Here is a 22,352-nt window from a genome sequence, read left to right as displayed (position 1 = left end):
ACAGATGGATTTAAAACAATACGTAACAATTGTACCGGATTACCCGAAAGAGGGCGTGCAATTTAAAGATATTACGACACTGATGGATAAAGGCGATGTCTATCGCTATGCAACAGATCAAATTGTGGAATATGCGAAAGAAAAACAAATTGATTTGGTTGTCGGTCCAGAGGCACGCGGCTTTATTATCGGCTGTCCGGTTGCCTACGCGCTTGGCGTCGGTTTTGCACCGGTGCGCAAAGAAGGCAAATTGCCGCGTGAGGTCATCAAAGTGGATTACGGTTTGGAGTATGGCAAAGACGTATTAACGATCCACAAAGATGCGATTTTACCAGGCCAGCGTGTGCTTATTACAGATGACCTGCTTGCAACAGGCGGCACAATTGAAGCAACAATCAAACTAGTTGAGGAGCTTGGCGGCATTGTAGCTGGTATCGCTTTCTTAATCGAGCTTTCTTACCTTGATGGCAGAAATAAACTTGATAATTATGACATCTTAACATTAATGAAATACTAAAGATAACCTCATAAAGGAAAAAGCACTCGATACAGGGTGCTTTTTTCCTATTGTTTTGCATTTATTTGATATATTATTTGGTGATTTGAACTTCTGCTCTTTACATCTATCGTTTTTTTCTTGATAATAAACTACAATACAGTTTACATTTTAAAAAAGGTGATTCCATGGCGAACGAACAAGTATTGACTGCCGAGCAAGTTATTGATAAAGCGCGCAGTTATCTATCCGATGAGCATATCGCATTTGTCGAAAAAGCATACCTGTACGCTGAAGATGCTCATCGCGAGCAATACCGCAAATCAGGTGAGCCTTACATCATTCATCCGATTCAGGTTGCGGGAATTCTCGTTGATCTTGAAATGGATCCATCCACAATCGCGGGCGGATTTCTGCATGATGTAGTGGAGGATACTGATGTGACGCTTGATGACCTGAAGGAAGCATTCTCCGAGGAAGTGGCAATGCTTGTGGACGGTGTAACGAAGCTCGGTAAAATTAAATATAAATCTCAAGAGGAACAGCAGGCGGAAAATCATCGCAAAATGTTTGTCGCTATGGCTCAAGATATCCGGGTCATACTGATCAAGCTGGCGGATCGTCTTCACAATATGCGGACGCTGAAACATCTTCCCCAAGAAAAACAGCGTAGAATTTCTAATGAAACGCTGGAAATTTTTGCTCCTTTGGCTCATCGCCTCGGGATTTCAAAAATTAAATGGGAACTGGAAGATACGGCGCTCCGTTATTTGAATCCTCAGCAATATTACAGAATTGTCAACCTCATGAAGAAAAAACGCGCAGAACGCGAGCTTTATGTCGACGAGGTTGTCAATGAGGTGAAAAAACGTGTCGAAGAAGTCAACATCAAGGCTGACTTCTCAGGCCGGCCGAAACATATTTACAGTATCTATAGAAAAATGGTGCTGCAAAATAAGCAATTCAATGAAATATATGATCTGCTTGCTGTCCGGATTCTCGTGAACAGTATAAAGGACTGCTACGCGGTGCTCGGCATTATTCATACATGCTGGAAGCCGATGCCCGGCAGGTTCAAAGATTATATCGCAATGCCGAAGCCGAACATGTATCAATCGCTTCATACAACAGTTATAGGGCCTAAAGGCGACCCGCTGGAAGTGCAGATCCGCACCTTTGAAATGCATGAAATCGCGGAATATGGGGTTGCGGCTCACTGGGCTTATAAAGAAGGAAAAGCAGCGAGTGAAAGCGCAACATTTGAGAAAAAGCTTTCATGGTTTCGCGAAATTTTGGAATTCCAAAATGAATCAACAGATGCCGAAGAATTTATGGAATCGCTCAAAATCGATTTGTTCTCGGATATGGTGTACGTCTTTACGCCAAAAGGAGATGTCATCGAGCTTCCGTCCGGTTCTGTCCCGATTGATTTCTCTTACCGGATTCACTCTGAAATCGGCAATAAAACAATCGGTGCGAAGGTCAACGGAAAAATGGTGACCCTTGACCATAAGCTTCGGACAGGTGATATCGTTGAAATTCTCACCTCCAAGCATTCCTATGGTCCGAGTCAGGATTGGGTGAAGCTTGCTCAAACCTCACAGGCGAAGCATAAGATCCGTCAATTCTTTAAGAAACAGCGGCGCGAAGAAAATGTCGAAAAAGGCCGTGAATTGGTTGAAAAAGAAATTAAAAATCTGGACTTTGAAGTGAAGGACGTCCTGACACCGGAGAACATCCAAAAAGTTGCAGATAAATTTAATTTCTCAAATGAAGAAGACATGTACGCAGCGGTCGGCTACAATGGCATCACAGCCCTGCAGGTGGCGAACCGGCTGACGGAAAAAGAAAGAAAACAGCGCGATCAGGAAGAACAAGAAAAAATTGTTCAGGATGTCGCTGCGGAGCCTAAACCGTATCCGCAAGGAAGAAAGCGGGAAGCTGGCGTTCGCGTCAAGGGGATCGACAATCTCCTTGTGCGTTTATCGAAATGCTGTAATCCTGTGCCTGGTGACCATATTGTCGGTTTCATTACAAAAGGCAGAGGGGTTTCCGTCCATCGTGACGACTGCCCGAATGTCAAAACGAATGAAGCGCAGGAGCGGCTGATCCCCGTAGAGTGGGAACATGAGTCACAGGTGCAAAAACGCAAGGAATACAATGTTGAGATCGAGATTCTTGGGTATGACCGCCGCGGATTGCTTAACGAGGTGCTTCAGGCAGTGAATGAAACGAAAACAAATATTTCTTCTGTCTCTGGCAAATCGGATCGCAACAAAGTGGCAACCATTCATATGGCTATTTTTATCCAGAACATCAATCATCTGCATAAAGTCGTCGAGCGCATTAAGCAAATAAGGGATATATATTCTGTGCGCCGCGTCATGAATTAAAGGAGTCAGAAAATGAAATTAGTCGTTCAGCGAGTAACAGAAGCAAGCGTAACCGTTGATGGAGATGTGATCGGCCAAATTGGACAAGGCATTATGGTCCTGGTCGGCATCACTCACGATGATACAGAAGAGGACGCCGCTTACTTAGCGGATAAAGTGGTGAATCTTCGCATTTTCGATGACAGTGATGGAAAAATGAATTTGTCGCTTCTGGATACAGGCGGAGAGGTTTTGTCTGTTTCACAGTTTACGCTTTACGGAGATACAAGAAAAGGACGGCGCCCGAACTACATGAACGCCGCAAAACCTGATAAGGCTTTGGGCCTTTATGAAAAATGGAATGATCTGCTTCGTGAAAAAGGAATCAAAGTAGAAACCGGTAAATTCGGCGCCATGATGGATGTAAAGCTCACTAACTCCGGACCGGTTACTTTGATTATGGATTCAAAATAAAAAAGCTGCCAAAAGGCAGCTTTTTTTATTGAAAATATTTCTCCAATCCGCTCTCAATTCCGTCTGTTACTTTTTCTTGATATGAATTGCTATGTACAATGGCTTCTTCCTGCGGATGGCTTACATATCCTAGCTCGTACAGCATAGCGGGCTGTTTGTTTTCACGGAGCACATAATAATCTCCGAACAGTACGCCGCGGTCAGGAATTGAAGATCGCTTAACCACTTCAGAGTGTACATCTGATGCCAGTTCCTGATCCTTTGCAGGACTGTAGTAATAAGCTGTGCTTCCCCTTGTAGAAGTATCCGCAAAGCTGTCGTAATGAATGCTGATGAAGGCGTCTGCATTGCGGTAGTGAGACGTCGAGACTCGTGACTGTAAGCTGACAAATGTATCATCCTGCCGTGTCACATACACGTCTGCTCCTGCTGATCTAAGTTTGCTGGCCAGCAGTTTCGCCGTTTTGATCGTCAGTTTTTTCTCGAATTGGCCTGAATAGCCGATTGTTCCGCTGTCTTTTCCTCCATGCCCCGGATCGACAACAATCGCTTTGTTTTTCAGCGACCCGCTTCCGGAAGCGGAATCAGCGACAGGCGGCTCTCCGGATTCTTCAGCGCTTTTAGACGTCTGTACCACCCAGTTGGCGACATAAGCGGTCTGCCCATTGTCAAGTTTTACTTCATACCAGCTGCCCTTTGATCCGGTAATGGAGTACGCATCGCCTTTGGCTGCGCGTTTAACGATAGAAGCTGATGTTGAAGCATCGCTTCTTAAATTCGTTCCTCCGTATACGATATAGGCTTTTTTTGTACTGTCTGAACTTCTGACATCAGCTGAATCTTCAGCTGGGTCAGAACTGGTCACAATGTAATGGCTTGCGACCCAGCCTTTTAGCCCATTCACTTCAATATGGAGCCAGCCGTTTTTCTCTTCGAGGATTGTAAGTTTCGTTCCTCGCGAGAGTTTTGTTATAATCGCTGCATCATGTGAGGCGGACCCTCTGACATTCAGTGAAGAAACGCCAACCGTGCCCGTTGTTGAACCAGATGATTCTGTCTGATCACTTTCCTCAGACGCTGAACTGCCGCTGCCTGAAGTGACGTATTCGGAAGATACCCATCCGGTGGAATTTCGATATGATATTTTGATCCAGCCGGAATCCTTGTCAATCACTGCGGCTTGGCTGCCCTGCGGGAATTTGCCGATGACTTCGTATGAAGTACCAGGGCCTGTTCTCATCCGTAAATCGGGATCTGTTGATGTTACAGTTTCACTGCTGTCTGTAGAGCTTGTGCCTGACTGTTTTTCCTTAGTAATAAGCCAGGAGACAACCCACCCTTTATCTCCGGAACCAAGCTGTATTTGCACCCAGTCTCCGTCTTCTTTCAAGATGGGGTAGCGTTCTCCTTTTTTCACCTCCGCCATGATGCCGTAGCTAAGCCCCGGGCCGCTTCTGACGTTCATTTCATCTGTTGCGATGACCGCTTCTCCCTGAGCGGCTGTAACGGCAGAAAAAGGCGGGAAAAGCGCCCCGGCGACGATAATACATACAATAAGGACAAAGTGTTTCTTGCTCATTGTGTCCTCCTTTCTAATGATCATAAAAAAAAGCATTCTTTCTTAATATCGTAAAGTCCTTTCTGATTTTTAAATAAAAATAAAATGATTTGTTTATACTAGGCATAAATCCAATGAAAAAGGTGTGCAAATCATGAAATATCATCCAAAAATGGGCCGTGCATTTCACGACGGCGAAGGAAACCTGCATTTCAGTGATCATGCCGATCCTGATACAATCGGTTATCTCACTGAAACGGCAACGGAATTTGGTCTTATGTCCAAAGAAGCATCACAGCAGAAAAACAACCGGAATAAAGCTTGACAGAGTACAGCAATGCCATTATTATAATAGAAATCGAGTACATAATAAATAATAATTAAACTGAACCAATAATGGAGAAGAGTAGGTCAGATTGCATGGCTAGAGAGGAACCGCCCCAGGCTGAAAGCGGCTCCCATTGCGTCTTTCTCGAAACAACACTCCGGAGGTTTCCTGCTGAACGCGTGATACCGTCATTAGGCAGTGAACGTGAACCTGCGTTAAAGGATCGAGCGGGAATACGAAAATATTCCAACTAGGGTGGCACCACGGGTATAACTCTCGTCCCTACTATATGTGTATAGTAGGGGCGGGAGTTTTTTTATTTTTCATCATTGACGATAAATGTATATTTTATAAGGGATACATAAGGAGGTCTACACATGGGATATAACATTCCAAGAGGAACACAAGATATTCTGCCCGGAGAATCAGAGCGCTGGCAGTATGTTGAACAAATCATGAGAGACACTTGCCGAACTTATCAATATAAAGAAATCCGCACGCCGATTTTTGAGCATACAGAATTGTTCGCCAGAGGCGTCGGGGAGTCTACGGATATTGTACAAAAAGAAATGTACACCTTCCAGGACCGCAAAGGCAGAAGCCTGACGCTTCGCCCCGAGGGAACTGCTGCAGCAGTTCGCGCTTTTAATGAAAATAAATTATTTGCGAATCCTGTTCAGCCGACAAAGCTGTATTATGTCGGGCCGATGTTCCGTTACGAACGTCCGCAGACAGGCCGTTACCGCCAGTTTTATCAGTTTGGAATCGAAGCGATTGGATCGAAAGACCCTGCAATAGATGCTGAAGTAATGGCGCTGGCGATGGGTATTTATCAGAAGGCCGGATTGAAAAACGTCAAGCTTGTGATAAACAGTCTTGGCGATCGGGACAGCCGCAAAAGCTACAGAGAAGCGCTCGTGAAACACTTTGAGCCGCGCATCGAGGAATTTTGTTCAGACTGTCAGTCACGTCTGCACACCAATCCGCTCAGAATTTTGGATTGCAAAAAGGACCGGGATCATGAGCTGATGAAATCGGCACCTTCTATTCTTACTTACTTAAATGAAGAATCAGCCGCTTATTTTGAAAAAGTGAAGCAATATTTAAACGATCTCGGCATTTCTTATGAAATTGATCCTAACCTTGTGAGAGGGCTGGATTATTATAATCATACCGCATTCGAAATCATGAGCAATGCGGAAGGCTTTGGCGCGATTACAACGCTTGCCGGCGGCGGCCGCTATGACGGATTGGTCGAGCAAATCGGCGGACCAGAAGCGCCCGGCATCGGATTTGCGATGAGCATTGAACGCCTGCTTGCCGCAATTGATGCTGAAAAAAGAGAACTGCCTGTTGATCAGGGGATTGACTGCTATATCGTGACGCTTGGCGAAAAAGCGAAGGATTATTCCGTTTCGTTGGTGTACAAACTGAGAGAAGCCGGCATTTCCAGTGAAATTGATTACGAAAATAAGAAAATGAAAGGGCAGTTTAAAACAGCTGACCGCCTCAACGCCAGATTTATTGCGATTTTGGGAGAGGATGAGCTTGCTCAAAACAAAATCAATGTAAAGGATGCAAAAACAGGCGAACAGATTGAAGTGGCTCTTGATGAATTGATACATGTGATGAAAGCAAACCAAAAGGGATAAGGAGTGGAACGCATTGTTTGGAAGAACATATTATTGCGGCGAAATGACTGAAAAAGCAATTGGCGAATCTGTAACGCTGAAAGGCTGGGTCCAAAAAAGACGGGACCTCGGCGGATTGATTTTTATTGACTTGCGTGACCGTACGGGAATTGTTCAAGTCGTTTTTAACCCTGATGTATCAAAAGAAGCGCTTGCTATTGCGGAAGGCATCAGAAACGAATATGTACTTGATATTCAAGGAAAAGTGGTTGCGCGCGAAGAAGGTACAGTGAATAAGAATTTGAAAACAGGCGCGATTGAAATTCACGCTGATGCAGTGACTGTATTGAGTGCTGCGAAGACGCCTCCGTTTGCCATTTCTGATCAAGCGGATGATGTATCAGAGGACGTGCGTTTAAAATACCGTTACTTAGATTTGCGCAGACCGGCTATGTTTCAAACGATCCAGCTGCGCCATAACGTGACGAGAGCTGCTCGGGGCTTTTTAGATGAAAAAGGGTTTCTTGATATTGAAACGCCGATTTTAACAGGAAGCACACCTGAGGGGGCACGTGACTACTTGGTGCCGAGCCGTGTGCACGAAGGTGAATTCTATGCGCTGCCTCAATCTCCGCAGCTATTTAAACAGCTTCTGATGGTCTCAGGCGTTGAACGCTATTATCAGATTGCCCGCTGTTTCCGTGATGAGGACTTGCGTGCGGACCGCCAGCCTGAGTTTACGCAAATCGATATTGAAATGTCCTTTATGAGCCAGGAAGACATTATGTCATTGGCTGAGGATATGATGGCAAAGATTATGCGTGAAACGAAAGGTGTGGAACTCAAGCTTCCTCTGCCTCGAATGACGTATGACGAGGCGATGAACAAATACGGTTCTGATAAACCGGATACTCGCTTTGACATGCTTTTGACAGATGTATCTGACATTGTAAAAGATACTGAATTTAAGGTGTTCTCATCAGCTGTGGCAAACGGCGGTGTAGTCAAAGCCATCAACGTAAAAGGCGGGGCAGGCGATTACTCAAGAAAAGACATCGATGCTCTAGGCGCGTTTGCCGCAAATTACGGAGCGAAAGGACTTGCTTGGGTGAAGGTCGAAGCGGACGGAGTGAAAGGCCCGATCGCCAAATTCTTTGATGATGAAAAGCAGTCTAAGCTGATTGAAGCACTTAATGCCGCTGAGGGTGACTTGCTGCTGTTCGGAGCGGATAAATTCGAAGTTGTTGCCGCATCACTCGGAGCCCTGCGCTTAAAGCTTGGGAAAGAACGGGGACTCATTGATGAAAACCTCTTCAACTTCTTATGGGTTATTGACTGGCCGCTCTTAGAGCATGATTCGGAGGAAGGCCGTTTTTACGCAGCGCACCATCCGTTTACAATGCCTGTCCGTGAAGACCTTGAGCTGATTGAAACAGCGCCTGAGGACATGAAAGCACAAGCCTATGACCTCGTCTTAAACGGCTATGAGCTTGGCGGCGGTTCGATCCGTATTTTCGAAAAGGATATTCAGGAAAAAATGTTTGCACTGCTTGGTTTCACAAAAGAAGAAGCAGCAGAACAGTTTGGATTCCTTCTTGAGGCATTTGAATACGGCGCTCCTCCGCACGGCGGAATCGCGCTTGGCTTAGACCGTCTCGTGATGCTTCTTGCCGGCCGTACGAATCTGAGAGATACGATCGCTTTCCCGAAAACGGCAAGTGCAAGCTGTCTGATGACAGATGCGCCGGGAGAAGTAAGCGACGCGCAGCTTGATGAACTTCACCTTTCTATTAAATCAAAAGTAAAGAACTGAATGTGCAGTTCGATTCTTGAAAATCAAAATCGTCTGTGATATGATTTTGACAAGTTAAATAAAGTCCTGATGTGTTAGTTGTACACCTAGTTTTGACCGAACATTTTTTTGATTTGGGAGCCCGCATTTTTAAATGGCGTACATGCCTCTTTTCATTCGGTAAAGAGGACTTACAAGATTTAAAAGAGGGCACCCACCTGCTGAGAGCGGGTTCAAAACAAAGGAAAGCTGCAACGGCACAATTGGGACTTTATTTTTTATGCGCAGAAAAAACGGCTGTTTCTGTAACAGCCATTTATCATAGGAAAACCAGATTACGAATGTGGAGTGAGGTTCTTGTTACACCAGTTTTCACGCAATGAATTAGCTATCGGAAAAGAAGGCCTTGAAACGCTGAAAAACAGCACGGTTGCTGTGCTTGGAGTTGGAGGCGTCGGATCGTTCGCAGCGGAGGCGCTTGCACGTTCAGGCGTTGGACGCATCCTGCTTGTTGATAAGGATGATGTGGACATCACAAACGTAAACCGTCAGCTTCACGCTCTTCTTTCAACTGTCGGTCAGCCGAAAGTGGATTTAATGAAAGCGCGTATTGCAGACATTAACCCCGAGTGTGAAGTGATTTCGTTAAAAATGTTTTATACGGAAGAAACGTATGAGCAATTCTTTGAGTATAACCTTGACTATGTGATTGATGCGTCAGACACCATTCATTATAAAATCCATTTAATGAAAGAATGTCTGAAACGGGATATTCCGCTGATCTCCAGCATGGGTGCGGCGAATAAGACAGACCCGGCACGTTTCCAAATTGCAGATATTTCTAAAACACATACTGACCCAATTGCAAAGGTAGTTCGTACGAGACTCCGTAAAGAAGGCATCAAAAAGGGCGTTCAAGTGATTTTCTCCGATGAAAGCCCGATTGTAATCCGGGAAGACGTCAGAAAAGAAGTCGGAAATGACGATGCGAAAATCCGCAAAGCCAAAATGCCGCCGTCCTCTAATGCTTTTGTGCCGTCAGTTGCGGGATTGATTATGGGCGGTCATGTTGTCATGGATCTTTTGAAAGATATTGAAATCAAACGCGTGAAGGATAAATAATGAATAAAAAACAGCCTTGAAGCATATTCAAGGCTGTTTTTTTATTTTCTTTTTATTAATTTATCGTACACTTGCTTTAACGCAGATTCAAATTTACCAGTTTGCTTCGGTTTGTAATATTGCTTGTTCTTTAAAGGATCAGGGAGGTACTGCTGTTCAACCCATCCATTTTCGTAATTATGAGGGTATTTATAGTCGATTCCTCTTCCAAGTTCCTGTGCTCCTTTATAATGCGCGTCTTTTAAATGTTTTGGGACATCGCCGATTTTTCCTGCTCTGATGTCCGCGAGCGCTTCATCGATTGCTAAAATAGCTGAATTGGATTTCGGCGAGAGACAGAGCTCAATGACCGCATTGGCCAGCGGTATGCGCGCTTCAGGGAAGCCGATACGTTCGGCGGTCTGAACTGCATGCAGCACTCTCGGCCCGGCCTGCGGGCTGGCTAAGCCGATATCCTCATAGGCGATAACCAACAGTCTTCTCGCGATGCTTTCCAAGTCACCCGCTTCAATTAATCTGGCCAAATAGTGAAGAGCGGCGTTGGCATCAGAGCCGCGGATCGATTTTTGAAAAGCGGACAAGACGTCATAATGCGCATCACCGTCTTTATCGTGAGAAAAACTCTTTTTCTGCAGGCATTCTTCCGCAGACTCTAACGTGATGTGAATCACGCCGTCCGCAGACTCCTTCGTTGACAATACGGCAAGCTCAAGCGCATTTAAAGCGGAACGGACATCTCCTCCGCATCCGTGGGCAAAATGCTCCATCGCCTGGTCATCAATTGAAACGGAATATGTGCCAAGCCCCCGATGCTCATCATGAAGAGCTCGCTCTAATGCCTGTTTAATCAATTCAGGTGTTAATGGCTCTAGCTCAAAAATCTGCGTTCGGCTTCTGATGGCCGGATTTATGGCGTGATATGGGTTAGCTGTAGTGGCGCCGATTAAAATAATCATGCCATTTTCTAAATAAGGCAAAAGAAAATCCTGTTTTCCTTTATCGAGTCTGTGGACTTCATCCAAAATCAAAATGACCTGGCCGGACATTTTGGCTTCTTGGGCTACGATCTCCATATCCTTTTTATTGTTAATAACGGCATTCAGCTTGCGGAAAGCAATACTTGTTGAACCGGCGATTGCTGTTGCGATTGAGGTTTTTCCAATTCCGGGCGGCCCGTACAAAATCATGGATGACAAATGTTTTGCCTGAACCATTCTGCCGATAATTTTATCTTCAGCCACCAGATGCTGCTGGCCGATAATATCCTCTATTTTCGTCGGACGCATCCGATATGCCAATGGCTTCATCATCATCTCTCCTTACTTAATTACAGGGTAACGGAAAACCGGAAATTAGAAAAGGGGGAAGCCCCGTTTCCGCCAGCTTCCATGAAAATTCGCAGAAGGTATGCTATAATAGCAGTTGGTCTATTATTTAATAAACGGACGAATTATATAGAAATTACCATTATATATGTGGAAAATCATGAAATAACAGAGGTGTTCATGTTGAAAATATCAACTAAAGGAAGATACGGTCTCACCATTATGATCGAGCTCGCGAAAAAGCATGGTGAAGGCCCGACTTCATTAAAAAGCATCGCACAGACAAATAATTTGTCAGAGCATTATTTAGAGCAGCTGGTCTCACCGCTCAGAAATGCCGGCTTAGTCAAAAGCATCAGAGGCGCATACGGCGGATACGTATTAGGCAGTGAGCCGGATGCCATTACAGCTGGAGACATCATCCGCGTGCTTGAAGGTCCGATCAGCCCTGTGGAAGTGCTCGAAGACGAGGAGCCTGCCAAGCGGGAGCTGTGGATCCGCATACGGGATGCCGTTAAAGAAGTGTTAGACAGCACAACATTAGAGGACCTTGCCAGCTATACAGATGGGGAGCAAGAAGCTTATATGTTCTATATTTAAATCAGAGGTGTAAAACAAAATGGAACGGATTTATTTGGATCACGCCGCAACGTCTCCGATGGATGATCGCGTGCTGGAGAAAATGATACCGCATTTCTCCGGAAATTTCGGCAATCCATCCAGCATTCATTCATTTGGAAGAGAATCACGCAAATGGGTGGACGAAGCAAGAGCGCAGATTGCAGCTGAAATTGGTGCGGCAGAACAGGAAATTATTTTCACTAGCGGGGGAACGGAAGCCGATAACTTAGCGATAATGGGAACTGCGCTTGCCAGAAAAGATCAGGGAAAACATATCATCACGACAAAAATTGAGCATCACGCCGTGCTTCACACTTGCGAAAAACTGGAGGAAGACGGATTTGAAGTGACGTATCTGGATGTTGATGAAAACGGCAGAGTCAGTGCAAATCAGGTGAAAGAAGCACTACGTGATGATACAATCCTTGTGACAGTGATGTATGGAAATAACGAAGTCGGAACTGTGCAGCCGATCGATGAAATCGGCCAGCTGCTGAAGGAACACACGGCTTATTTTCATACCGATGCTGTTCAGGCATTCGGGTTTTTTCCAATTGATGTGAAAAGCAGCCATATTGACCTTCTGTCTGTTTCTGGGCACAAGCTCAACGGGCCAAAAGGGACAGGCTTTTTATATGCAAGTAAGGATGTAAAGCTTTCTCCGCTGTTATTCGGAGGAGAGCAAGAAAGAAAACGCCGTGCCGGAACAGAAAATGTTCCGGGAATTGTCGGGCTGAAAGAAGCGGTCAAGCTGTCGGGCGAAGAACGGGACGAAAAAAACGAGAAGTATCAATCGTTTAAAACAATCATTGCCGGTACGCTTAAGGATGCCGATGTGGCATTCGAGATCAATGGAGATCAAGAGCATAGCCTTCCGCATGTCATGAACCTTTATTTTCCCGGTGCATCTGTGGAGGCACTGCTGGTAAATCTTGATATGGCGGGAGTTGCGGTCTCCAGCGGATCAGCGTGCACCGCTGGTTCAGTCCTGCCGTCACACGTTCTGACTGCCATGTTCGGTGAAGAGAGCGACCGGCTGACGTCCTCAATTCGAATCAGCTTCGGTCTCGGCAATACGGCTGAGCAAGTGAAAACCGCTGCCGAACATGTGGCTGCTGTTGTAAAGCGGCTGACACAATAAGGCGGACTTAATTATTGGAGTGAATGAAATGGAAAAACGGCCGGAGGATACAAGAGTCGTTGTCGGCATGTCCGGCGGAGTAGACTCATCTGTGGCGGCTCTGCTGTTAAAAGAACAGGGCTATGACGTGATCGGAATCTTTATGAAAAACTGGGATGATACGGACGAAAACGGTTTTTGCACGGCGACAGAGGATTATGAAGATGTGATCCGCGTCTGCAATCAAATCGGAATTCCGTACTATGCCGTTAATTTTGAAAAGCAATATTACGAGAAGGTATTTCAATACTTCCTCGATGAATATAAAGCAGGCAGAACACCAAACCCGGATGTGCTGTGCAACAAAGAAATTAAATTCAAGGCATTTTTGGAGCATGCACTGTCACTTGGCGCCGACTATTTAGCGACTGGCCACTATGCAAGGGTCGACAGAAGCGGCGGCAAAGTAAGAATGCTGCGCGGCATTGATGAAAACAAAGATCAAACGTACTTCTTGAATCAGCTGACAGAAGATACGCTAAGCAAAGTCATGTTCCCGATCGGCGAGCTTCAAAAAAGCCGTGTGCGTGAAATTGCCAAAGAATCAGAACTTGCAACGGCAACGAAAAAAGACAGCACAGGCATCTGTTTTATCGGCGAACGCAACTTCAAAACGTTTCTTAGCCAATATCTCCCTGCACAGCCGGGCGATATGATGACGATGGACGGCGAAGTAAAAGGACGCCATGACGGGTTAATGTACTACACGATCGGACAGCGTCACGGCCTTGGCATCGGCGGAAGCGGCGAGCCGTGGTTTGCGGTCGGTAAAGATCTTGAAAAGAACATCCTTTACGTGGATCAAGGGTTCCACAACCCGCTCCTTTACTCCGATAAAATCACAGCAACCAATATCAGCTGGGTTCGTTCGGATATCATGAAGGGCGAAGAGATTTCCTGCACGGCTAAATTCCGTTACCGTCAAGAAGACCATAAAGTCACGGTTCGAATGACTGGGGAAGGCGAAGCGGAGGTTATCTTCGACGAACGGGTCCGTGCTGTCACACCGGGACAAGCCGTTGTCTTCTATGATGGCGAAGAATGCCTTGGCGGCGGAACCATCGATGACGTATATAAAGACGGAACAAAATTGTGGTATGTATAAAATGAAAAAAACCTCAACAGCGAGTTGGGGTTTTTTAATGAAAGGAAGATGTCTGTGGACTACAATCAAGCCGGTATAGAGGCAATGCAGGAAGGCGATTACGAAAAAGCGGCAGAGGCTTTTACAAAAGCGATTGAAGAGAACAAAGAAGACGCAATTCCGTATATTAACTTTGCTAACCTGCTTTCATCAGTAAATGAACTGGAACGGGCGCTTGCGTTTTATGAAAAAGCGCTTGACTTAGACAGTGGGGCAGCCACTGCTTATTATGGAGCAGGAAATGTCTATGTTGTAAAAGAAATGTACAAAGAAGCGAAAGACATGTTTGAAAAAGCGCTGCGTGCCGGAATGGAGAACGGTGATCTTTTCTACATGCTTGGAACCGTTCTCGTAAAGCTTGAGCAGCCTAAGCTCGCTCTGCCATATTTACAAAGAGCCGTCGAGCTGAATGAAAACGATGCAGAAGCGCGTTTCCAATTCGGGATGTGCTTAGCGAACGAAGGCATGCTGGACGAAGCACTCAGCCAATTCGAAGCTGTAACAGAGCAAGACCCGGGGCACGCGGATGCGTTTTATAACTCCGGTGTCGCTTATGCTTATAAAGAAAATCGTGAAAAAGCGCTTGAAATGCTGGACAAGGCTATCGAAATCCAGCCCGATCATATGCTGGCGCTTCATGCAAAAAAACTGATCGACCCATCATAAAAAGCTCAGGAGGAGGGACGGCTCGTGCAGCAGCACCCGGATCAGCTGAAAATGGAGGAGGAGCCCTTTTTAAAAGGGACAGTAAACACCGTCATTTATCACAATGACGCCAATTTATATACGGTTCTGAAAGTGAAAGTCACAGAGACCTCCGAAGCTATTGAAGATAAAGTCGTATCCGTGACGGGCTACTTCCCTGCGCTTCAAGAAGAAGAGACCTACACGTTTTACGGAAAAACCGTTACTCACCCAAAGTTCGGACTGCAATTTCAAGCTGAGCATTTCAAAAAGGAGATCCCGACAACAAAAGAAGGCGTCATTCAGTATTTGTCGAGCGATCTGTTTGAAGGAATCGGTAAAAAAACCGCTGAAGAGATTGTGAAAAAACTGGGTGACAGTGCGATTAATAAAATTTTGGCTGATTCTTCAGTCCTTTATGATGTTCCGAGACTGTCAAAAAAGAAAGCTGACACCCTTGCCGGTGCTTTGCAGCGGCATCAGGGACTGGAGCAAATTATGATTTCGCTGAATCAATTTGGGTTCGGCCCTCAGCTGTCTATGAAAATCTATCAGGCCTATGAATCCGAGACGCTGGAGAAAATTCAGGAAAACCCTTATCAGCTTGTGAGAGACGTGGAAGGCATCGGCTTTGGAAAAGCAGATGAGCTTGGCGGAAGAATGGGGCTCTCAGGGAATCATCCTGAGCGGATAAAAGCGGCTATTTTGTACACGCTTGAAACGACATGCCTTTCAGAAGGGCATACGTACATAGAAACGAAGCAGCTGATTATCGAAACCCAAACGCTGTTAAATCAGTCAGCGGCAGATGGACAGCGCATTACAGAAATGGATGCCGCTAATGCAATGATTGCGCTTGGAGAGAATAAGGATATTGTCATTGAAGATGAACGATGTTACTTTCCGTCGCTGTTTTTCGCTGAACAAAATGTTGCAAAGCGTGTGAAACAGATCGCAAGCCAAACCGAATATGACGACCAGTTTCCTGAATCAGAATTCCTTCTGGCTTTAGGGGAATTGGAAGAGCGTATGAATGTTCAGTACGCGCCGAGTCAGAAGGAAGCGATACAAAAAGCGCTGTCGTCACCGATGCTTCTTTTAACGGGAGGACCGGGTACCGGTAAAACAACGGTCATCAGAGGCATTGTGGAATTGTATGGAGAACTCCACGGTGCTTCGCTTGATCCGTCGGATTATAAAAAAGATGAAGCCTTTCCGATTGTGCTGGCCGCGCCTACAGGTAGAGCGGCGAAACGAATGAGTGAGTCAACGGGGCTTCCGGCGGTTACGATACACCGGCTGCTCGGCTGGAACGGCGCGGAAGGATTTACTCATACAGAGGACCAGCCGATTGAAGGGAAGCTTTTGATTATCGATGAAGCGAGTATGCTTGATATATGGCTTGCGAATCATTTATTCAAAGCGATCCCTGACCATATTCAAATCATCATTGTCGGAGACGAAGACCAGCTGCCTTCCGTCGGACCCGGTCAAGTGCTCAGAGACCTTTTGGCATCCCAGGTGATTCCGACCGTAAGACTGACCGACATCTACCGGCAAGCGGAAGGATCGTCGATTGTCGAGCTTGCCCACGAGATGAAAAACGGGCTGCTTCCGAACAACCTGACGGCCCCGACAAAGGATCGTTCCTTTATTCGCTGCGGTGGTTCGCAAATTAAAGAAGTGGTTGAGAAGGTTGTCGCGAATGCATTGAAAAAAGGATATACGGCAAAAGATATACAGGTCCTCGCCCCAATGTACAGAGGGAAAGCCGGAATCAATGAGCTGAATGTGATGCTGCAGGATATTTTAAACCCTCCAAAAGAAAAGCGGAGAGAAATTAAGTTCGGTGACGTTGTCTATAGAACCGGGGATAAAATTTTGCAGCTTGTCAATCAGCCGGAAAACAATGTGTTTAACGGCGATATTGGAGAAATCACTTCCATTTTCTACGCGAAGGAAAATACAGAAAAAGAAGACATGGCTGTTGTCTCTTTTGACGGCAATGAAATGACGTTTACGAAAAAAGACTTCAGTCAGTTTACTCATGCGTATTGCTGCTCTATTCATAAATCGCAGGGCAGTGAATTTCCGATCGTGGTTCTTCCAGTAGTGAAGGGCTACTATAGAATGCTCAGAAGAAACCTTCTATATACCGCCATCACGAGGGCGAAGAAATTTCTCATTTTATGCGGGGAAGAGGAAGCGCTGGAGTGGGGCGTGAAAAATAATGACGCGACTGTCAGACAGACCTCATTAAAAAACAGGCTGTCAGCGCAGGCGGCTGAAATGGATGCTGAGCTTGCGGCTTTGCAAAAAGAGCTCCCGTTCAGCGTGCACGACGCAAATATCGGAATGGAAGGCATTACGCCATTCGATTTTATGAAAGAAGAACAGCTGTAAAAAGGGCTCCCGTGTTTGCGGGAGCTTTTTTCATTGGGGGTGGAAGTGATTTCATCGTATGTGTCAAAGGCGAAAAGCAAAACCTAAGCCTGTTCAACAAAAGGTGGTTGATCACACTTTGAGAACATGCCATGAGGTAGAAGGATTTCCTGTATATTCAGAACAAACTTCTTTTTATCTTGGGACGATTTCTGATATTTGTTTTTCTCTTGAAGGAAATTGTCTCGGATTTATTCTTGAACAAAAACGTCTTTTTCATAACCATCATGCGCTTTTACGAGCATGTGATATCAGTTGCATTCTTCATGACCGGATATTGGCCGCAGTCAATTCAGAACAGCTTTTGCCTCTTCCGAAATCATGCTTCACATATGAGCAGATGAAAATGAAGCTCGTGAAATCGCAAGAGGGTGATATTTTGGGGATGCTGGAAGATGTATACTTTTGTTTGGACAAGGGCATAATCGTAGCATATGAACTCTCGGACGGTTTCTTTTCTGACTTGGCGGGGTGCAAACGCCAGATCCAAAGAGCGGATTCGCTTGTAGAGGTGCGGAAAGACGAGATCGTTCTGAACGGATAGAGGTGTGAGATATGCTTATATGCCCGAACTGCAAAAGTAAGGATATCGGGAAAATCGGCGTGAACCAATATTATTGCTGGGGCTGTTTCATTGAGCTGACAGTGGTCAAAGGGAAGATTGAAACTCATCAAGTGGAAGAAGACGGAACGCTAAGCAGCCTGGATGATTTGTTTTCTGAGGATGAACGCAGCATCAATTTTTAATAACGAAAGGAGATGCGCAGGATGAATCGGACAATGACTTCTCTTTTGGCGCTGGGAGCCGGGGCTCTCGTGTACCGAATGGCAACTCAATCTGACATGCTGAATAATCGAAGCATGAAGCGGATGAGAAAAAGAATGATGAAGATGTTTTAAGGAATGAAGGATACTCTCTTTAGAGTATCCTTTTTATGTCTGCCGTGCCTCTAGGCGTCTGGCTGCAAGTGAAAGACTGTAATTGACTGCAAAATACATCAATGCCGCCAGCAGAAAAATCGGGAAAAAATAACTGCCGTCAGCGCTTTGCCCGTTTAAAATCTGCGCGTTATGAATAAGCTCAGGCAGGGCAATCACAACAGCTAGCGATGTATCCTTTAATAAAGAAATAAACTGGCTTACGATCGGCGGAACCATCCGGCGAAGCGCCTGAGGCATCACAATAGAGAAAAGTGTCTGTGTATAGCTAAGACCGGAGGAACGCGCCGCTTCAATCTGCCCTTTGTCAACTGAATTCAGGCCGCTCCGTATGATTTCAGAAAGCATGGCGGATTCAAAGATTGTTAAGGCTGTAATAGCGGCAGCTGTAATTTCAAGTTTGATCCCGATTTCCGGCAGGGCGAAAAACGTAAAGAAAATAATTAATAATAAGGGGAGATTTCTGATCGTTTCAACGAGAACGGCAATCAGTTGAGAAAGAATTGGGATTTTCGCATAGCGGAGAGTACCTGCGATCAACCCAAAAATAAAGCTCAGAATGATAGAAATAAATGCAACGTACAGTGTGACGAGAAAGCCGTCCCATAAAAAAGCTAAATGTTCAGATGAATAAGCTCCGATGAAATCCAATGTTTTTCACTCCTTATCAATAGCTTCTTTCCAGCCGTTTTTCCAAATAGTTAACACCGATACTAAGCGGTATCGTCAGCACTAAGTAAAAGAGTGCCACAAAGATATAGACATCAAAAACGACGAGCGTGCTTGATGACACCAAATCCGCCTGATACATGAGATCCAATCCGGCAACAACCCCGAGAATAGACGAGTTTTTGACCAAGTTTAAAAATTGATTGCCCAAGGGGGGGATCACAATTTTGATCGCCTGGGGCAAAATGATATATATCATTGCCTGGCTGTAGGTAAAGCCTGACGATCTTGCTGCTTCCATTTGCCCTTTTGAAACAGACTGGATGCCGGCTCTGATGGCTTCTGCGATAAAAGCAGACGTATAAATTGTGAGCGCAACGGTACCCGCTTGGAATCCATCCAGCCTCAGACCCGCATTTGGAAGTCCAAAGTAAAAGACAAATGTAATCAAAAGCAAGGGGATATTGCGGATAAATTCGACATAAGCCGTCCCGAGCCATTGCAAGGGCTTAAATACTGTTATTCTCATCACCGCGACAAGAACGCCAAGCGCAAAGCTGCCGGCCAGCGCGATCAGGCTTGCGAGCAGCGTGTGGTAAAAACCGTCCATATACATGTCGAAGTTATCGAATAGAATAGACACATTCATATGCTTTATTCACTCTCCTTATAAAATCGGGATGAGCATCGCCTGCTCACCCCGGGATGTTCGTTATTCAGCTGGTTCTTCTTTAATCCATTTTTTATAAATCTCGTCATATCTACCGTCCGATTTCATCTTTTCGAGAGAAGCGTTAATTTCTTTTGCGAGAGCCGATTGTCCTTTTTTTACGGCAATTCCATATGGCTCATCCGTGAATGGTTCTCCTGTTAATTGATAATTTTTATTCTCGTCAGCCATTCCGTATAAAATGGCATTATCCGTTGTGAGAGCATCGCCTTGACCGGATTTCAGCGCTGTAAAGGCTTCGGTGTAGTTTTCGAACTCTAATACACTCGCATCAGGCGCCTTTTCGCGTATGTTTTGAGAGGAAGTGGAGCCTTTTACAGCGAGAACTTTCGAGCCTTTGCCAAGGTCCTCAATACTTTTGATCTTGCTGCCTTTTTTCACGAGAAGTGATTGGCCTGCTTCAAAATAGACATCGGAAAAGTCAACTTCCTTTTTTCGTTCATCAGTGATCGTCATCGTTGCGACAATGGCGTCGATATCTCCGTTTTGAAGCATCGGGATCCTTGTTTTTGATGTGACTTCTTTAAATTCAGCTTTGTTTTCGTCGCCTAAAATATCTTTAGCGATTTGTTTGGCAATGTCGATGTCAAATCCCTCGATATCACCTGAGCTTGGGTTTTTCAGGCCGAACAGCCTGGTGTCGGTTTTAACACCGAAAACAATTTTGTCTTGATCTTTAATGGCAGCTAATGTATCTTTTTTGCTATCCTTTGCGCTTTCTCCGTTTGACCCCTTGCTTCCGCATGCAGCAAGCATGACAACAGCGATTAAAGAAATCAATGCTAACGATAAAATCTTTTTCATACAAACTCCCCCATTTCTCTTTTTAATGATTTAAAATACGGCTCAAGAATAGGCGTGCCCGTTCTTCCTTCGGGTTTGCGTAAAACTCAGCCGGTGCTGCTTCCTCCAGAATATTTCCTTCATCAATAAAGACAATACGATCCGCCACTTCTCTCGCAAACCCCATTTCATGCGTCACGACAACCATTGTCATGCCTTCTTTGGCGAGGTTCTTCATCACATCAAGCACTTCACCGATCATTTCCGGATCGAGCGCCGATGTCGGCTCGTCAAACAGCATGACCTCCGGCTTCATCGCCAGTCCCCGGGCAATAGCCACACGCTGCTGCTGCCCGCCGGAAAGCTGGGAAGGGTAGGCGTTTGCTTTCTCAGGGATTCCGACTTTTTCAAGGTAATACAGCGCAGTTTCCTTCGCTTGTTCAGCGGATTGTCCGAGTACTTTTACGGGCGCCAGCATAATATTTTGCAGCACGGTTTTATGAGGATATAAATGAAAGTGCTGAAACACCATTCCGATATTTCGCCGTACGTTATTAATGTCAGTTTTTCTGTCATTAATAACTGTGCCGTTTACGGTAAGTGTTCCTTCGTTAATCGTCTCCAGCCTGTTGATGCATCTGAGCAAAGTGCTTTTTCCGGAACCTGATGGGCCGATAATGACGACGACTTCACCTTTTTCGATTTGCAGGTTAATCTGCTTTAGCACATGAAAATCTCCGTAATGCTTGTTTACATTTTGAAATGAGATCATCGCAATCCTCCTAACAGAAACTTCAATAATTATGTGTAAATGTAACTAACTTACAAGGTTGAGGATAGTAACAACACGATATGATGCATACCTTAGTGAGAAAGGGTCAAACTTTTCTGAAAATTCAGCGTGGGAAAATATCCAATCCATTTGTAGGTGTAAAGAAAACATAAGAGAATAATTCCCTATAATCCTCAAAAGATATAGAAGAGGTGAAAGCAGATGCTCCAGAAACCGGTGCAGCTTTTGTTATGGGTGGCCATTTGTTTATTGGTCCTGTTAACAGTCTATGTCTTTTGTATGCTAGATATGTTATGGTCTCCCCTGTGGCTCGTCATAAAATCGATCTTTATTCCCTTGATCATTTCTATTTTTATTTCTTATTTATTACTTCCGGTCACTGAGTGGCTTCATGACAAAGGTCTGCCAAGGACTTTAAGCATTTTGGTGATTTACGTCCTTTTTTTTGGCGGACTGGGCTGGGCATTATATAAAGGTGTGCCTGTTCTAATCGTGCAGCTGACGGATCTGTCAGAAAATATACCTATGTTTGCCGAGACGTACAATGGGCTCCTTCTCCATGTGCATAACCATACAGATGACTGGCCGGACGGCATGCATCAGCGCATAGACAAAATGATTAGGCAGACAGAGGCGTTTTTCGCCGGCACAATCGAAGGGGCAATTAGCGGAATCCGTAAAGTGCTCGACTATTTCTTAATTGCGGCAACGATTCCTTTTCTCGTATTTTATATGGTCAAGGACATCGAATTGATGAAAAAAACGGTGTGGTATTTGACGCCGAAGTCGTGGAGGAAGCGGGGCAGCGCTTTTTTGCTTGATGTAGATGATTCTCTCGGTGATTACATTCGCGGCCAGCTGCTCGTCTGCTTGATTCTCGGAGCCGTAGCCGGTATTACATTTTGGATATTTGGCCTTCCGTATCCGCTGATACTGGGTCTTATCTCGGGTATTACGAATGTCATCCCGTACTTCGGTCCCTTTATCGGCGCTGTTCCTGCGCTTTTGATTGCAATGACGATTTCTGTGAAGGCCGTTCTTGTCGTTGTCATTACGGTGTTTGTACTTCAATTTTTGGAAGGAAATGTCCTCAGTCCGTTTATTGTCGGCAGAAGTCTCAAGATGCACCCGGTAGTGATCATGCTTGCGCTTCTTGCTGGAGGTGAGCTGGCGGGGATTGTCGGCATGATACTGGCAGTGCCTGCTGCGGCTGTTTTAAAAGTAATGATGATCCATTTTCTGCGGATGCGGACGGAGCATTGACATTGG

The 22,352-nt window shown here is 45.3% G+C and carries 22 protein-coding genes, 1 other RNA gene and 1 other annotated feature; of the genes, 17 read left to right on the top strand and 6 right to left on the bottom strand.

Annotation, left to right across the window (positions count from 1 at the left end; all coding sequences use genetic code 11):
* The first annotated feature begins 4 nt into the window (after positions 1 to 4).
* The 3 genes from NYE43_RS13685 (at position 5) to dtd (ending at position 3,342) form a co-directional block, all read left to right on the top strand.
* Positions 5 to 517 (top strand): adenine phosphoribosyltransferase, encoded by a 513-nt coding sequence (locus tag NYE43_RS13685; protein ID WP_010335123.1) that lies wholly within the window; start codon positions 5 to 7, stop codon positions 515 to 517.
* Positions 518 to 684: 167 nt separating this feature from the next.
* Positions 685 to 2,889, top strand: a complete 2,205-nt coding sequence (gene relA, locus NYE43_RS13680) for a GTP diphosphokinase (protein WP_044154273.1) — start codon at positions 685 to 687, stop codon at positions 2,887 to 2,889.
* A gap of 12 nt (positions 2,890 to 2,901) precedes the next feature.
* Entirely contained in the window at positions 2,902 to 3,342 is a 441-nt protein-coding gene (dtd, locus tag NYE43_RS13675) for a D-aminoacyl-tRNA deacylase (RefSeq protein WP_010335121.1), read from the top strand.
* Between the two features lie 25 nt (positions 3,343 to 3,367).
* On the opposite strand, the gene NYE43_RS13670 is transcribed toward dtd, so the two are convergent.
* Positions 3,368 to 4,921 (bottom strand): SH3 domain-containing protein, encoded by a 1,554-nt coding sequence (locus NYE43_RS13670; protein ID WP_106020185.1) that lies wholly within the window; start codon positions 4,919 to 4,921, stop codon positions 3,368 to 3,370.
* A gap of 133 nt (positions 4,922 to 5,054) precedes the next feature.
* Here NYE43_RS13670 and NYE43_RS13665 point away from each other — a divergent pair, with 133 nt between their 5' ends.
* The 5 genes from NYE43_RS13665 (at position 5,055) to NYE43_RS13645 (ending at position 9,773) form a co-directional block, all read left to right on the top strand.
* Entirely contained in the window at positions 5,055 to 5,225 is a 171-nt protein-coding gene (locus NYE43_RS13665; protein ID WP_010335119.1) for a YrzK family protein, read from the top strand.
* Positions 5,226 to 5,284: 59 nt separating this feature from the next.
* Positions 5,285 to 5,515: a binding site (T-box leader), on the top strand.
* 90 nt (positions 5,516 to 5,605) lie between these two features.
* Positions 5,606 to 6,880 (top strand): histidine--tRNA ligase, encoded by a 1,275-nt coding sequence (gene hisS, locus NYE43_RS13660; protein ID WP_024122316.1) that lies wholly within the window; start codon positions 5,606 to 5,608, stop codon positions 6,878 to 6,880.
* 13 nt (positions 6,881 to 6,893) lie between these two features.
* Positions 6,894 to 8,672: an aspartate--tRNA ligase gene (aspS, locus tag NYE43_RS13655; RefSeq protein WP_341062120.1), complete on the top strand. Its 1,779-nt coding sequence runs from the start codon at positions 6,894 to 6,896 to the stop codon at positions 8,670 to 8,672.
* Positions 8,673 to 8,732: 60 nt separating this feature from the next.
* Positions 8,733 to 8,925: non-coding RNA, 6S RNA (gene ssrS, locus NYE43_RS13650), on the top strand.
* 83 nt (positions 8,926 to 9,008) lie between these two features.
* Positions 9,009 to 9,773, top strand: a complete 765-nt coding sequence (locus NYE43_RS13645) for a tRNA threonylcarbamoyladenosine dehydratase (RefSeq protein ID WP_185848762.1) — start codon at positions 9,009 to 9,011, stop codon at positions 9,771 to 9,773.
* A 41-nt stretch (positions 9,774 to 9,814) separates the two neighbouring features.
* Here NYE43_RS13645 and NYE43_RS13640 read toward each other — a convergent pair whose 3' ends face one another.
* Positions 9,815 to 11,080 carry a replication-associated recombination protein A gene (locus NYE43_RS13640; RefSeq protein ID WP_127696705.1) on the bottom strand — a complete coding sequence of 422 codons (1,266 nt, stop codon included), beginning with the start codon at positions 11,078 to 11,080 and terminating at the stop codon, positions 9,815 to 9,817.
* Between the two features lie 201 nt (positions 11,081 to 11,281).
* Between NYE43_RS13640 and cymR the strand changes: the two genes are divergently transcribed.
* The 8 genes from cymR (at position 11,282) to NYE43_RS13600 (ending at position 18,069) form a co-directional block, all read left to right on the top strand.
* Complete coding sequence (gene cymR, locus NYE43_RS13635) at positions 11,282 to 11,698, top strand: cysteine metabolism transcriptional regulator CymR (RefSeq protein WP_003225879.1); 417 nt, start codon at positions 11,282 to 11,284, stop codon at positions 11,696 to 11,698.
* A 19-nt stretch (positions 11,699 to 11,717) separates the two neighbouring features.
* Positions 11,718 to 12,860 carry a cysteine desulfurase family protein gene (locus tag NYE43_RS13630; RefSeq protein ID WP_103672584.1) on the top strand — a complete coding sequence of 381 codons (1,143 nt, stop codon included), beginning with the start codon at positions 11,718 to 11,720 and terminating at the stop codon, positions 12,858 to 12,860.
* A gap of 28 nt (positions 12,861 to 12,888) precedes the next feature.
* A complete protein-coding gene (mnmA, locus tag NYE43_RS13625) occupies positions 12,889 to 14,004 on the top strand; it encodes a tRNA 2-thiouridine(34) synthase MnmA (protein WP_213417782.1) in 1,116 nt (371 codons plus the stop codon).
* Positions 14,005 to 14,088: 84 nt separating this feature from the next.
* The gene (locus NYE43_RS13620; protein ID WP_081638347.1) at positions 14,089 to 14,709 is read left to right on the top strand and encodes a tetratricopeptide repeat protein; all 621 of its coding nucleotides are present in this window, start codon (positions 14,089 to 14,091) and stop codon (positions 14,707 to 14,709) included.
* A gap of 24 nt (positions 14,710 to 14,733) precedes the next feature.
* A complete protein-coding gene (recD2, locus tag NYE43_RS13615) occupies positions 14,734 to 17,130 on the top strand; it encodes an SF1B family DNA helicase RecD2 (protein WP_059293517.1) in 2,397 nt (798 codons plus the stop codon).
* A gap of 58 nt (positions 17,131 to 17,188) precedes the next feature.
* On the top strand, positions 17,189 to 17,713 hold the full coding sequence (locus NYE43_RS13610) for a PRC-barrel domain-containing protein (protein ID WP_151174396.1): 525 nt from the start codon (positions 17,189 to 17,191) through the stop codon (positions 17,711 to 17,713).
* A gap of 11 nt (positions 17,714 to 17,724) precedes the next feature.
* The gene (locus NYE43_RS13605; RefSeq protein ID WP_010335110.1) at positions 17,725 to 17,916 is read left to right on the top strand and encodes a hypothetical protein; all 192 of its coding nucleotides are present in this window, start codon (positions 17,725 to 17,727) and stop codon (positions 17,914 to 17,916) included.
* Positions 17,917 to 17,937: 21 nt separating this feature from the next.
* Positions 17,938 to 18,069, top strand: a complete 132-nt coding sequence (locus NYE43_RS13600) for a YrzQ family protein (protein WP_024122308.1) — start codon at positions 17,938 to 17,940, stop codon at positions 18,067 to 18,069.
* A gap of 33 nt (positions 18,070 to 18,102) precedes the next feature.
* On the opposite strand, the gene NYE43_RS13595 is transcribed toward NYE43_RS13600, so the two are convergent.
* From NYE43_RS13595 to NYE43_RS13580, 4 genes are all read right to left on the bottom strand, one after another.
* Entirely contained in the window at positions 18,103 to 18,759 is a 657-nt protein-coding gene (locus tag NYE43_RS13595; protein WP_095714638.1) for an amino acid ABC transporter permease, read from the bottom strand.
* A 16-nt stretch (positions 18,760 to 18,775) separates the two neighbouring features.
* On the bottom strand, positions 18,776 to 19,426 hold the full coding sequence (locus NYE43_RS13590; protein WP_024122306.1) for an amino acid ABC transporter permease: 651 nt from the start codon (positions 19,424 to 19,426) through the stop codon (positions 18,776 to 18,778).
* A 63-nt stretch (positions 19,427 to 19,489) separates the two neighbouring features.
* Positions 19,490 to 20,311 carry a transporter substrate-binding domain-containing protein gene (locus NYE43_RS13585; RefSeq protein ID WP_024122305.1) on the bottom strand — a complete coding sequence of 274 codons (822 nt, stop codon included), beginning with the start codon at positions 20,309 to 20,311 and terminating at the stop codon, positions 19,490 to 19,492.
* A 22-nt stretch (positions 20,312 to 20,333) separates the two neighbouring features.
* Positions 20,334 to 21,062 (bottom strand): amino acid ABC transporter ATP-binding protein, encoded by a 729-nt coding sequence (locus NYE43_RS13580; protein ID WP_024122304.1) that lies wholly within the window; start codon positions 21,060 to 21,062, stop codon positions 20,334 to 20,336.
* 222 nt (positions 21,063 to 21,284) lie between these two features.
* Between NYE43_RS13580 and NYE43_RS13575 the strand changes: the two genes are divergently transcribed.
* Positions 21,285 to 22,346 (top strand): AI-2E family transporter, encoded by a 1,062-nt coding sequence (locus NYE43_RS13575; RefSeq protein ID WP_024122303.1) that lies wholly within the window; start codon positions 21,285 to 21,287, stop codon positions 22,344 to 22,346.
* Positions 22,347 to 22,352 lie beyond the last annotated feature (6 nt).

The sequence above is a fragment of the Bacillus sp. FSL R5-0434 genome, from assembly GCF_038004745.1.
GTDB lineage: Bacteria > Bacillota > Bacilli > Bacillales > Bacillaceae > Bacillus > Bacillus halotolerans.
The sequence above is the reverse complement of the archived record's forward strand: the minus strand, read 5'-3'. Positions and strand labels throughout refer to the sequence as shown.